Here is a 12118-nt window from a genome sequence, read left to right as displayed (position 1 = left end):
CTCCCTCCGCCGCGGCGCCCCGCCCGCGGGGCGGTGCCCCGACAAGCGTAGCCGCGCACCCCGCCCGAACCACCGAAAACGCCTATATGTCACGCCAGTTGGCCGGGCCGGGCCCGCGTCAGGGCGAGGTCGGCAGCAGGCGTGACCGGAAGTTGCCGGACCCGCGCTCCATGGCGCGCTCCAGGCCGCTGAGAAAAGTCAACCCGTTCCGCTGCCCGGCGAGATGCGGGGCACACTCCCCCATAAGAGTGCCGATCACCGGGCGCGGCGGGCGTAGGGTGGCGCCGCGTAGAGATGGAGGCGCCGATGTCCACGCAGATCCGTCGTCTGACCATCACGGAGCTGGCGAGCTGCGACGCCTGCGCGGTGCTGCGTGTCACCGGTGAGCTGGACCAGAGCGGCGAGGCGCTCTTCCTGGGCACACTCGGCGCGTACGTCGACTCGGGCCACCGGCACCTGGTCCTCGACGCCACCGCCCTGTCGTTCTGCGACTCGCGCGGCCTCAACTGCCTGCTGGCCATGCGCTGGCTCCTTGACCGCCGCGACGGCAGGCTCCTCCTGGCGGGAGCGGGGCGGCGGCTGACGGATCTGCTGACGGCGACCGGCAGCGCCGAACTGCTGCCGAGCCACCGGACCGTCGCCCACGCCCTTGCCGAACTGCCGGAACCGCACCGTCCGGTCTGGCCGCCCACGCAGGACTGACCGGACGATCTGACCGGCGATCTGGCCGGGCGACTGACCGGGCGCCGGGCCCCGAGGGCCCGGGAGCCGCGGTCCTGCGCGGGGCCCAGAGTCGTCTCGGCCCCGCGCGGTGCTCAGGACTTCACGATGCGGCGGACGTTCTCGACGCTTCCGCACTCCTCCTTGAGCTGCTTGGCACGCTCCCTGGTGAAGGCGGCACCCAGCTCCTCACGGCGCTCCATCGCGACGTTCTCGCGGGCGCCGTTGAGGATCGTCCGCTCTTCCTCGTCGGCGTGGTGCGTCACCGCCTCGACCAGCTTCTCCAGCTTCTCGTCCCAGTCGTCGGAGCCGACCTCGTCGACCTCCAGGAGGTCGAGAAGCGCCTTGTTGCCCTCCTCGTGCTCCTCGACGCCGTGTTCGACCTCGTCGTTCTCGATGTCCCGGTAGCGCTTGAGCGCGGGGTAGACCTCGGCCTCCTCGGCGAGGGCGTGCGCGATGAGCAGGTCCGCGAACTCCCGCAGGGCCGCGGCCCGCTCGCCCTCCACGCTGCGCATCTCGCGGAAGAGGTCCTCCATGCGCCGGTGGTCGTCGAGGATCAGCTCGACGACGTCCGTCGATGTGCCGTTGCTCGCCATGACAGTGCTCCTTCTCAACCGGTGGGTGGGCTCGCTGCGATGAGTACCCCGTAACCGCCGGGTAGCGCGCTCCTTGTCACTCCTGCGGCCCACCGCCCCGGCCGGGGCCTACGCTTTCACCGTCACCGTCACCGTCACCGTCACCGTCACCGTCACCTGACCGCCCCCAACCCCCAGGAGCCCGAAACCGTGATCGACCCCGCGCCGCAGTACCCGTACCCCGACGCCCACCACCCCGACGAGGCACCGGCCCCGCACGCGCTGCTCACGCCCGTGCTCGGACTCCTGGGCACCTGGCAGGGCCGGGGGAGCGGCGAGTATCCGACGCTCGACGGCGACTTCGCGTACGCGCAGGAGGTCACCTTCAGCCACGACGGGCGCCCCTTCCTCCATTACGAGGCCCGCGCCTGGCTCCTGGACGCCGACGACCGGCCGCTGCGTCCCTCGGCACGGGAGAGCGGCTGGTGGCGGCTGCAGCCCGACGGCCGCGTGGAGGCACTGATCACCCAGCCCACCGGCATCGCGGAGATCGCGGTCGGCCAGGCGGACGGCGACACGGTGGACCTCGCCACCCACGAGGTGGCCCTCGCGCCCACCGCCAAGAAGGTCGACGCCACCCGCCGCCGCTACACCCTGACCGACCCCGGCACCCTCACCTTCACCCACGACCTCGCGGCCGTGGGCCAGCCGCTCCAGCACCACCTCTCGGCGGAACTCCGGCGCAGGGCATAGCCCGGCGTCAGACGCCGGGGGAGCGGAGGCGCACGGCCAGGGCGAGCGTGTCGTCCTCGTGGAGGACGTCGGTCAGCATGGCGCGCGCTATGGACCCCGGTACGTCCTCCGTGGGCCGTACGCGGTGGCGGCGGGCGGTCGCCATCAGGCGCTGCTCGCCCTCGCGGGGGTCCCTGCGGCTCTCGGTGAGGCCGTCGGTGTAGAGGATCAGCAGGTCGTCGGGGCGGAGCGTGGTGGTGAGGACCCGCTCGCTGCCTGGCAGGGGGAAACCGACGCCGCGGCCGCGGACCTCCAGGTAGGAGGCCTCCCCGTCGGCGCGCACGAGGAGGGCCGGCGGGTGGCTCCCGTTGGCCAGCGAGAGCTTTCCGCTCACCGGGTCGAGGTGGGCGAGGAGCAGCGTGGCCATGACGTTCTGGTCGAAGGGGGCCAGGATGCCGTCCGTGCGCGCCACGATGCTCTCCAGCGGGTGGCCTTCGAGCGCCAGCGTGCGTACGGCGTGGGTGACGGTCAGCGCGGTGCGCGTGCTCGTGATGCCGTGGCCGAGGGCGTCGACGATGGTGATGTGCACCGTCCCGTCCGGGAGGGTGAACCAGTCGTACAGGTCGCCGCCGGTGGGGGTGTCGTCGCTCGCGGGGGCGTAGTGGACGGCGAGGTCGAGGCCGTCGACGTGCAGCGGTCTCGGCCGCAGCGCGTCCTCCAGGGCGCGCAGGGTCCGCCCGTGCGCCTTGCGCAGCTCTTCGTCACGCTCCTCCAGTTGTACGTAGAGGGCGAGCACCCCGCTGTTGGTCTCGGCGAGTTCGTGCTTGAGCTTGCGGTGCTCGTCGGCGAGGTGGTCGGCCCGGGCGAGCGCGGCCCGCAGCTCCTCCTCCAGCAGCGCGAGGTCGGCGTCGCCGGTGCGGGGAGCGGCGCCGCCCACGGGCTGCGCGGCGGGACGCGGCAGCACGGCGGTGACCGGTGCGGCCGTCGGGGCCGGTGCCATGGGCAGGGGAACCCGCCACACCACCGTGCCGTCGGCCGTCGCCTCACCCGGCAGCGGAAGCTGATCGGTCATCACCTGTACGTCCTCGCCGTGGGGGAGGCCGAGGGCGAGGGTGAGGCGGCCGGTTCCGTCGTCGCCCGCCTCGTCGGTGGCGGTCAGCGTGACCGGGTGCCCGGCGTTCAGCGCCATGGCGGCCGTCTCGCTGAGGGACAGCACGATCCGGGCCCTGTCCTCGGCGGGCAGCCGGTAGGTGAGGGCGATGCCGCGTACGGTGCGCCGCAGGGCGGCGGGCGTGCGGAAGGTGGCGCTGGTCATCCGTTCCCCAGAGGGCTGCCGAGGGCGAGGACGGTGGCGTCGTCACGGTGTCGCCGGTGGGTATGGGCCAAGGAGGCCGCCAGCAGGGTCGGCGGCAGACTCAGTCGGTCGGGGGCCGGGTCGTGCGTCCACCGGTGGTCGATGCCGTCGGTGTACACGACCACGGCCGTGCAGTCGGACAGGTCGAGGAAGCGGCTGCGCGGCGTGGGCAGGTTGTAGCCGACGATGCCCGCCTGCCCGGTGAGCTGGCGGTGGACGCCGTGCGCGGACACGGCCGCCACGCGGATGTTGCCCACCCCGCAGTACTCGGCGCGGCCCGAACCGACCCGGATCGCCGTCGCCGCGGCGCCGCGCGTGTGCCGCAGCGCGCTGTGCAGGGCGTTGAGCACCTCCGGCAGTGGTGCCTCCGAGCAGGACTGGAAGGTGCGCACCGCCCGCTGGCTGGCCGCGGCCGCCTCCGGGCCGTGGCCGAGCCCGTCGATGACCAGGCCCGTCCAGTTCCCGTCGCCCTCGACGACGGCGTACCCGTCCCCGCAGATCTGCTCCCCGCCGGCCGGCAGGCACAGGGCGCCGATGTCGGCCCCGGGCCGTCGCCCCTGCGGGACCGCGAGCCGGGCGTGGGCGAGGGTGCCGCGCCCGGACGCCGAACGCAGGGTGAAGTCGGTGGCGATACGGCGTACCGCTCCGAGCCCCGCGCCCATCGTCTTGGTGGTGCTGAAGCCGTCGGTGAGGCTGAGGCCGATGTCCGGGATGCCGGGGCCGTTGTCCACGGCGACGACATCCAGCGCGGTGTCCAGCGGCGACCGCCCGCCCAGGGGTGAGGGCTGGAGGAAGAGCGCGCCGTTGCGGGCGTGCTTGCTGATGTTGCTGGCCAGTTCACTGGCGAGCACGGCCGCCTGGTCCGGCAGCGCCCCCGGCATACGGCAGGCGTGGGCGAGGGCGCGGGCCCGGCTCGCCGCGGTCTGCACGGCGCTGTGGTGATCGATGGGAACGTGCAGCGTGGTGGGCGTCACCAGGGCGTTCGCATGCATGCCGGTCACCGCGGTCCGCTCCAGCGGACCGCGGTGACGGTCGTCCCCCGACCGGGCGCGCTGGTCACGTCGAACTCGTCCATGAGGCGGCGCGCCCCACCGAGTCCGTGCCCGAGGCCCGCGCCGGTGGTGTAGCCGTCGGTGAACGCCGCGTCGAGGTCGGCGATGCCCGGCCCGTCGTCGCTCACCGAGATCCGCAGCCCCTGACGCCCGGTCTGCTGGACGAGTTCGATGGTCAGCGTGCCGCCGCCGCCGTGGACGTAGGCGTTGCGGGCCAGCTCGCTGGCCGCGGTGACGATGCGGGTCTGGTCCACGAGGCCGAAACCGGCCCTGAGGGTGGCTTCGCGCACGGCGTGGCGCGCGGAGAGGAGGTCCTCCTCGGCGCGGATCTCGTGGGTCACACAGGTGTCGTTGTGCTCCGGACGGCGGTCCGCGGATGTGGGGGGCGGGATCGTGGAGATCTCGTCGAGGTCGCCGTAGAGGGTCAACTGACCCCCCTTTCGGTCGGGGGAGCCGGGGCCTTCTCCCAGCCCAGCGCCCGCAATCCCTGCTCCGCGTTCAACGTGGTCTCCACGCCGGAGAGTTGAAGCCCCAGCTCGACGAGGGTGATGGCCACGGCGGGACGCATACCCGCCACGATGACCCGCGCCCCCAGCAAGCGGGCCGTCGTGGTGAGCTCCATCAGGGTGCGGGCGACGAAGGAATCGATCAGGTCGAGGCGCGAGATGTCGATGAGCACCCCGCGGGCGCGGTCGTCGACGATGCGTTCGGTGAGCTCCTCGGTGAAGGCGATCGCGCTCTTGTCGTCGAGTTCGTTGAGCAGTCCGGTGACGAGAACGTCACCAAGACGCAGGATCGGCACACCGCCGCGCGGGCCGCCGGTCATCGCAGGCCCGCGGGGTCCGCCGAGCGCATCGGCCGGTCGGTGAGGGAGATGGCCGCGGCCAGGGCGTCGGCGAGGGTCGCGCGGGTCAGGATGGCGGACAGGTCGATGCCGAGCTGGGCGATGATCTGCGCGATCGGCGGGCGGATCCCGCTGATCACACAGTCGGTGCCCATCAGGCGTACGGCGTTGACCGTCTGCATGAGGTGGTGCGCGACGGCCGTGTCCACGGTGGGCACGCCCGTGATGTCGATGATCGCCACCTGCGCCTCGTCGCGCTCGATGGCCTGGAGGAGGTTCTCCATCACCACCTGCGTACGGGTCGTGTCGAGCGATCCGATCAGCGGGACGGCCAGGACCCGGTCCCACAGCCGCACCACGGGTGTGGAGATCTCAAGGAGCTGACGGCTCTGCCGGCGGATGATCTCCTCGCGTCCCTCCACATACGTGGCGAAGGACAGGGCGCCCGCGGTGTCGAGGAGGCGGTTGACGAACACGGCGGCGTGGTAAAGGGCGTGGCTGTCGCGCGCCCGCTCCTGCACCGCTTCGAGCAGCGCTTCCTTGAGAGCCAGTACGGCCAGCGAGGTCGCGGTGGGGGTGGCGCCGCCGCGCGCTCTGCGCAGGGAGAGATCGGTGATCGCCTGGCGCAGTTCCGGGTGGGTGGTGGCCACGCGTTCGACCGGCTGCTCCGTCTCGAGCCCCGTGCGCAGAGCCTCGACGAAGGCGTCGGCCTCCTCGCGGAGCTGGGCCTCGGTGAGACCCGCTCCCAGAACCGATCGTTCCAGCTGGAGCTGCACCCACCGGTCGGCCACCTTCTCCCCTTGCTCGCGCAGCGCTGCGCTGACGCTGAGCCGGGCCTCGGGTTCACTGGCGTTCATTACATCCACCTTAGCAATTGTTGTCGCACGGCAAACGTTAGTGGAGCGAGCTGATCATCGAAAGTCCTGCCGTCCGGTGAGCTGACGTCAACTCAAGTGCCGCCTGGGGCAACGCGGCCGAAGCGCACGGGGCGCAGCCCCGGCGAACAGGCGTGCGGCGGGCGTGGAGGCGGGGGCGCGCGACGGGGGTCGGCGCATGGCCAGGTGAGAACACATGGCGAGGTGACGGCGTCGGTACGGCGGCCGGGCGGCGGTCAGGCGGTCTCCACCGTGTCGCGGGGCGCGCGCTCGCCGGTCGGGGAGGTGTTCTCGACGGCCTCGCGGAACCCGCTCAGACCCTTTTCGAGCGCTGCCCGGTCTGTCCGGGTCATGTCGGAGATGACCTCGAGCAGGGCACTTTCACGACGTGCCCGCAATTCTTTGAGGTAGCTTTCTCCCTTGCCGGACAAGCGCAGCTCAAGCTCGCGGCGGCTGGCGGAACTGAGAGAGCGCTCGATGAAGCCCAACGCGTGAAGGCGGTCACACATACGGCTCACCGACGAGGGAGCGGACCCAAGCACCTCACCGAGTGTGCGGAGGTTGATCCCCTGGGCGCCGTGCAGGACGTACAGCACTCGCAGTTGTGACGAGGACACCGGGGCGGTCGTGGTGATGTCCCGGCCTTTGTTCCACAGCACTTCGAGCAGTTCGATGACATCCCGGACCGCGTGGGCGGCGGCTTCTCGATCGCCGTTGTCGGCGGGGACGGGATTCATGCCCTCAACTGTGACACTTCGCAATGGCCTTGTCAGTCGCTGAGACATGCGGGGCCGTTCGCTCCTTATTGATACGTCATTCCAGATAGGCGGTAACCGGCAGGTGGACAGATTCAGGGCGGTGGAACGCGCGCTGCGCGGGGCCGCGCCGCACGATCTCCTCGAAGCGGTGCGGTCCACACTCACCGCCCACTACGACGCGGTGTCCGTCGACCTTCTGGTGGCGGATTACGCGATGACCATACTCCAGCCCGTCGACGCGCTCCCTTATACCGCCGACCCCATCTCCGTCCACACCAGCGCCCCAGGACGGGCCTTCGGCGCCCAGGAGCCCCACGTCGAGACGGACGAGGCGGCCGGTGCCGTGACCGTGCACCTGCCCGTCAGCGTGCGCGGCGACCGCCTGGGCATCCTCACCGTCCAGCTCCCCGCCGACGCCTACGACAGCGTCACCGCGCGTGAGCTGGAGGATGTCGCGGAAGTCCTCGGCCACGAGATCGTCGTCGCGGAGCGGGACACCGACCTCTACCTCCAGGCCCGCCGCGCCGACCGGCTCACCCTCGCCGCCGAGATGCAGTGGCAGCTGCTGCCGGGACGCTCCTGCTCGCGACCCGAGTACGAGCTGGGGGCGCAGCTCGAACCCGCGTACGCGATCTACGGCGACAACTTCGACTGGTCGACCTCGGCCCATCACCTCACACTCACGGTCACCAACGGCATGGGGGAGGGCATCGAGGCGGCGCTCCTGACCAACCTCGCGATCAACGCGCTGCGCAACGCCCGCCGGGCCGGCCTGTCCCTCGCCGACCAGGCGTGCCTGGCGGACCAGGCGGTATACGGCCACTACCACGGCGATGTCCACCTCTCCATGCTGCTGCTCCGCTTCGACCTGGAGACGGGGGAGGCGGAGATCATCGACGCCGGTTCGCCCAAGATGTGGCGCATGCGGCAGGGCCGGGCGGAGGCGGTCGACCTCGACGCGCAGCTCCCGCTCGGCATGTTCGAGGACACCCTCTACGCCACCCAGCGCTTCCGCGTGGAGCCCGGGGACCGGCTGCTGTTCGTCAGCGACGGCGTCTACAACGTGGCCTCGCCCGCGGGTGAGCGCTACAGCGAACGAGCGCTCACCCGCGCCATGGCCAGCACGCGCCTGCTGCCTCCCTCGCAGGTGCCGCGGGCCATGCTCCACGAACTCGCGGGCCATCGCGGCCCCATCGACGCCGAGGACGACGCCATGATCGTCTGCCTCGACTGGCACGGCAGGAGCTGATCTCCCGGGGCCGGCTCAGCCGGCGGTCGGGAGCATCCCCTTGCGCAGGTTCGCCAGGGTGCGGGAGAGCAGACGGGAGACCTGCATCTGGGAGACGCCGAGGCGTTCGCCGATCTGGGACTGGGTCAGCTCCTCCACGAAGCGCAGGTGCAGGAGTTCCCGGTCGCGCTCGGGGAGTCCGGCGACCAGGGGGGCCAGCGCGTGGAAGTCCTCCACGAGTTCCAGGGAGGCGTCCACCTCGCCGATGAAGTCGGCGAGCGGGGTCTCGTCGTTGGAGTCGCCGTGGAGGACGGCGTCCAGGGAGGCGGAGTTGTAACCGTTGGAGGCCAGCCGGGCCTCGATGACCTCCTCCGGCGTGAGGTTCATCAGCGTGGCCAGCTCGTCCACCGTCGGCGAGCGCCCCAGACGGCTGCTCAGCTCCTCGGTGGCCTTGGCGAGTTCGACACGGGCCTCCTGGAGGCGGCGCGGAACGTGGACCGCCCAGGAGGTGTCGCGGAAGAAGCGCTTGATCTCCCCGACGATGTAAGGCACCGCGAAGGTGGCGAACTGCACCTCGCGGGAGAGTTCGAAGCGGTCGATGGCCTTGATCAGGCCGATCATGCCGACCTGGACGATGTCTTCCATCTCGTCGCCGCGATTGCGGAAACGGCCGGCCGCGTAGCGGACCAGCGACATGTTCAACTCGATCAGGGTATTGCGTACGTACTGATATTGGGCCGTGCCCTCTTCGAGCACCGCGAGCTGGTCGAAGAACAACTGGGACAAGGCACGGGAGTCCTTCGGCGTGACCGCCTGCGGATCCACCACCTCCGGCAGCTCCGTGATACCGGTGTCCGTCTGGGTTCTGGTGGCCATCGTCATGTCTACCTCCCTGTCCGCCAGCCCCACTCGTCCCCTGTGGGCTGGTGAGGCTGCGACTACCCCTCTCCCGGTGCTTCATGTCCCCGTCACACCATGGAGGTTGCGTGACGCCGGACACACAACTGATCTTGGCCGGTCCCGTGACCTCGCGTCAGGAGGCGGGCGGATCGCCCTCGGTGCGGGCGGGGGCGTTAAGAAGTCGGCTTCGGGGGCAAGAGACCCATTCGTACAGTCCACCCCTGATCTAGGAGGGGCGTATGAGGACGGACCAATCGCGACACAGCACCAAGCCGCTGGACCGGGCGGTCTTCGACAAGCGGCCGGAAGTCGTCGCGCAGGCGAGGGATTTCGCCCGTGCCTTTATGGGCGGGCTCAGTCCGGCCATGGACGTACAGGCCGCGGCGAGTGTCGAACTGACGGTGTCCGAACTCGTCACCAATGCCGTACGGCACGCACGCGGCGACGCCTGCTCGCTGCGTCTGGTGGCGCATCACGACGTCATCACGGTCGCCGTCACCGACACCGACCCCCGGCCGCCGCGCGAGCGGACGCCCGATCTGGCGGGAGGCACCGGCGGCTTCGGCTGGCCGATGGTGCGGACCCTGGCCCTGGAGGTCGAGGTGAGCACGGGGCCGCAGGGGAAGACCGTGCGGGCGGACCTGCCCCGCCGCTGACGGACAGCGCCGGGCGGGCCGCGCCCGCGAAGGAGAGGGGTTCGACCGCGTCTGCGCGGCCGGACCCCTCTCCCTTGTCAGGGCTCTCGTCCCGGGATCGGGCAGAAGCGCTCGCCTCACCTATGGAGAACGGGAAAAACAGCGGTGAAGGAGGGGGTGGGGCAGGATAATTTCCGGAGTCTCCTCTTGTCGCGGAGAACCTTGCACGCATACGGTGTCCATACGCGAGGTTCTCCCGTGGAAGGTGGGACATGACGGAAATTCTTGTGCAGGCGGGTACGGTGGGTGCGGTTCCGCCCGCTGAAGTGCGGGTGGTGGACCATCCGGCGTGGCCGGTGCTCAAGGAGGCCGTGGAAGAGATCAGGCCCTGGCAGTCCGCGGACGGCTCCATCGACTTCGCGGCGGACGACGCCCCGGCGAAGGCCGTCGTCGAACTGGCGGTGGACCGTGTGATGTCGGCGGTCGAGCAGCTCAGCCCGCTGCTGCCGCACGACGCCGCCTACCACCGGGCGCTCGTCGCCGATCTGCGCCGCTGGGCGGAGGACGGCTTCACGGTGCCGGACTTCCTGGACTCCCTGCTCGCCTTCCAGCCCGCGGCGGACCGCAGGGACGGACTCCAGCACCTGGTCGTCTTCCCGATGTACACGCAGAACGGCAACCCCGACCGCAACCTCGAAGCGGTCGTGCTGCGCATGGTCTGGCCCGAGTGGCTGGCCGAGCTGGAGCGCACGCGTTACGACAACCCGCTGTTCTGCGGCATCACCTTCGAGGACTTCACCGCCGGGTACGACACCAACTCGGCCGTCCTCTTCCCCGAGACCATCGCGGTCCGCGAGGCCCCCGAGCGCTTCTCCTGGGGCGGCATCTTCTGCGACCGCGAGGGAGCCCGCTTCCGCCGCGTCACCGAGGCCGCCGTCGACATCCTCGGCCTCGAACTGCCCGCGGACGTCGCCGCCATGGTCCACGACCAGAAGCGCTGCGAGGAGGCCTTCGTCCTGTGGGACATGGTCCACGACCGCACCCACAGCCACGGCGACCTGCCCTTCGACCCCTTCATGATCAAGCAGCGCCAGCCGTTCTGGATGTACGGCCTCGAAGAGCTGCGCTGTGACCTCACCGCCTTCAAGGAGGCCGTGAAGCTGGAGGCCGAGGGCAACCGGCACGGCCGTGACGTGCAGTACGCCGTCCTCTTCGACCGCATGTTCCGCTTCCCGGTCACCGGGGACCGCACCCGCAACTACGACGGGCTCGGCGGCCAGCTCCTCTTCGCCTACCTCCACAAGCACGACGTGATCCGCTGGACCGACAACAAGCTCACCATCGACTGGGAGCGCGCGCCGCAGATCACCAACCAGCTGTGCGGCGAGATCGAGGACCTCTACCGGGCCGGCATCGACCGCCCGAAGCTGGTCCACTGGTTCGCCGCCTACGACCTGGTCTCCACCTACCTCGCCCCGCACCCCGGCTCGCGCTGGGCCAAGGGCCCGGACGCCCTGGACACCTCGCTGCCGCCGCGCAAGCTCGTCGACGAGGTGCTTCCGGACGAGTTTCCGCTCAGCATGTTCTATGAGGCGCTCGCCAAGAAGCTGAAGAACGTGATCGCCTCCACCAAGGGGATCACCGCTTCCGCGGACGCCGAGAAGGTCGCCGCGTGAGCGGCCGCCAGGAGGAGGCGAGGACCATGTCCGCACTGGATGGAGCCGTCGTCGCGGTGGCCGGGGCCGGCGGAGCCGCCGGACGGGCCGCGCTGCTGAGGCTGGCCGAGGCGGGCGCCACGGTCGTGGCGTCGGACGCCGATCCGCTGAGCCTGCACGAGGCCGTGGACGCCGCCCGGTACGCGCACGGCGGCGCCACGGTCATAGGGGACACGGTCGACCTGCTGGACCTGGACGCCACCCGCGAGTGGGCGACGCGCACGGAGAAGGAGTTCGGGCGGATCGACGGTCTCGTCCACCTCGTCGGCGGCTGGCGCGGCAGCAAGAGCTTCGCCGAGACCGACCTCGCCGACTGGGACTTCCTGGAGAAGCTCCTGATCCGCACCGTGCAGCACACGTCCCTCGCCTTCGAGGACGGTCTGCGGCGCAGCGACCGCGGCCGTTACCTGCTGATCAGCGCGGCGGGCGCGTCCAAGCCGACCGCGGGCAACGCGGCGTACGCGGCCTCCAAGGCGGCGGCCGAGGCGTGGACGCTCGCCCTCGCGGACGCCTTCCGCAAGGCGGGGGGCGAGGAGGGACCGCGTGCGGCGGCTGCCATCCTGGTGGTCAAGGCGCTGGTGCACGACGCGATGCGCGCGGAGCGGCCCAACGCGAAGTTCGCGGGCTTCACGGACGTCAAGGAGCTGGCCGAGGCCATCGCCGGCGTCTGGGAGCGGCCCGCCGGGGAAGTGAACGGAAACCGCCTGTGGCTGACCGAGAAGCCGTGACC

Annotated in this window: 14 protein-coding genes; 6 read left to right on the top strand and 8 right to left on the bottom strand. The window is 70.9% G+C overall.

Features of this window, described 5'->3' with window-relative positions; translation table 11 throughout:
* The first annotated feature begins 306 nt into the window (after positions 1-306).
* Positions 307-702: an STAS domain-containing protein gene (locus DMA15_RS04185; RefSeq protein WP_125511311.1), complete on the top strand. Its 396-nt coding sequence runs from the start codon at positions 307-309 to the stop codon at positions 700-702.
* A gap of 113 nt (positions 703-815) precedes the next feature.
* On the opposite strand, the gene DMA15_RS04180 is transcribed toward DMA15_RS04185, so the two are convergent.
* Complete coding sequence (locus DMA15_RS04180) at positions 816-1316, bottom strand: hemerythrin domain-containing protein (protein ID WP_125511310.1); 501 nt, start codon at positions 1314-1316, stop codon at positions 816-818.
* Between the two features lie 189 nt (positions 1317-1505).
* On the opposite strand from DMA15_RS04180, the gene DMA15_RS04175 reads away from it, so the two are divergent.
* Positions 1506-2048 (top strand): FABP family protein, encoded by a 543-nt coding sequence (locus tag DMA15_RS04175; RefSeq protein ID WP_125511309.1) that lies wholly within the window; start codon positions 1506-1508, stop codon positions 2046-2048.
* A 7-nt stretch (positions 2049-2055) separates the two neighbouring features.
* Here the strand turns inward: DMA15_RS04175 and DMA15_RS04170 are convergent, their stop codons facing one another.
* The 6 genes from DMA15_RS04170 to DMA15_RS04145 form a co-directional block, all read right to left on the bottom strand.
* Positions 2056-3342, bottom strand: a complete 1287-nt coding sequence (locus DMA15_RS04170) for a PP2C family protein-serine/threonine phosphatase (protein WP_125511308.1) — start codon at positions 3340-3342, stop codon at positions 2056-2058.
* Complete coding sequence (locus tag DMA15_RS04165; protein WP_125517280.1) at positions 3339-4373, bottom strand: SpoIIE family protein phosphatase; 1035 nt, start codon at positions 4371-4373, stop codon at positions 3339-3341. Before DMA15_RS04165 ends, DMA15_RS04170 begins: the two co-directional genes overlap by 4 nt.
* A gap of 5 nt (positions 4374-4378) precedes the next feature.
* On the bottom strand, positions 4379-4774 hold the full coding sequence (locus DMA15_RS04160; protein WP_164551921.1) for an anti-sigma regulatory factor: 396 nt from the start codon (positions 4772-4774) through the stop codon (positions 4379-4381).
* An 83-nt stretch (positions 4775-4857) separates the two neighbouring features.
* On the bottom strand, positions 4858-5259 hold the full coding sequence (locus DMA15_RS04155; RefSeq protein WP_125511307.1) for an STAS domain-containing protein: 402 nt from the start codon (positions 5257-5259) through the stop codon (positions 4858-4860).
* The gene (locus DMA15_RS04150; RefSeq protein WP_125511306.1) at positions 5256-6134 is read right to left on the bottom strand and encodes an STAS domain-containing protein; all 879 of its coding nucleotides are present in this window, start codon (positions 6132-6134) and stop codon (positions 5256-5258) included. The genes DMA15_RS04155 and DMA15_RS04150 overlap by 4 nt, the downstream gene beginning before the upstream one ends.
* 254 nt (positions 6135-6388) lie before the next feature.
* Positions 6389-6889 carry a MarR family transcriptional regulator gene (locus DMA15_RS04145; RefSeq protein WP_240659672.1) on the bottom strand — a complete coding sequence of 167 codons (501 nt, stop codon included), beginning with the start codon at positions 6887-6889 and terminating at the stop codon, positions 6389-6391.
* 103 nt (positions 6890-6992) lie between these two features.
* Between DMA15_RS04145 and DMA15_RS04140 the strand changes: the two genes are divergently transcribed.
* Positions 6993-8159, top strand: a complete 1167-nt coding sequence (locus DMA15_RS04140) for a PP2C family protein-serine/threonine phosphatase (RefSeq protein WP_125511304.1) — start codon at positions 6993-6995, stop codon at positions 8157-8159.
* 15 nt (positions 8160-8174) lie between these two features.
* On the opposite strand, the gene DMA15_RS04135 is transcribed toward DMA15_RS04140, so the two are convergent.
* Positions 8175-9020, bottom strand: coding sequence for an RNA polymerase sigma factor SigF (locus DMA15_RS04135; protein ID WP_125511303.1), 846 nt, complete (start codon positions 9018-9020; stop codon positions 8175-8177).
* A 257-nt stretch (positions 9021-9277) separates the two neighbouring features.
* Here DMA15_RS04135 and DMA15_RS04130 point away from each other — a divergent pair, with 257 nt between their 5' ends.
* From DMA15_RS04130 to DMA15_RS04120, 3 genes are all read left to right on the top strand, one after another.
* Positions 9278-9694 carry an ATP-binding protein gene (locus tag DMA15_RS04130; RefSeq protein WP_125511302.1) on the top strand — a complete coding sequence of 139 codons (417 nt, stop codon included), beginning with the start codon at positions 9278-9280 and terminating at the stop codon, positions 9692-9694.
* Between the two features lie 251 nt (positions 9695-9945).
* Positions 9946-11349, top strand: coding sequence for a DUF6421 family protein (locus tag DMA15_RS04125; protein WP_125511301.1), 1404 nt, complete (start codon positions 9946-9948; stop codon positions 11347-11349).
* 26 nt (positions 11350-11375) lie between these two features.
* Entirely contained in the window at positions 11376-12116 is a 741-nt protein-coding gene (locus DMA15_RS04120) for an SDR family NAD(P)-dependent oxidoreductase (protein ID WP_164551688.1), read from the top strand.
* Positions 12117-12118 lie beyond the last annotated feature (2 nt).

This window comes from Streptomyces sp. WAC 01529 (assembly GCF_003945545.1).
Classification (GTDB): domain Bacteria; phylum Actinomycetota; class Actinomycetes; order Streptomycetales; family Streptomycetaceae; genus Streptomyces; species Streptomyces anatolicus.
This window is presented reverse-complemented; position numbering and strand designations above follow the sequence as displayed.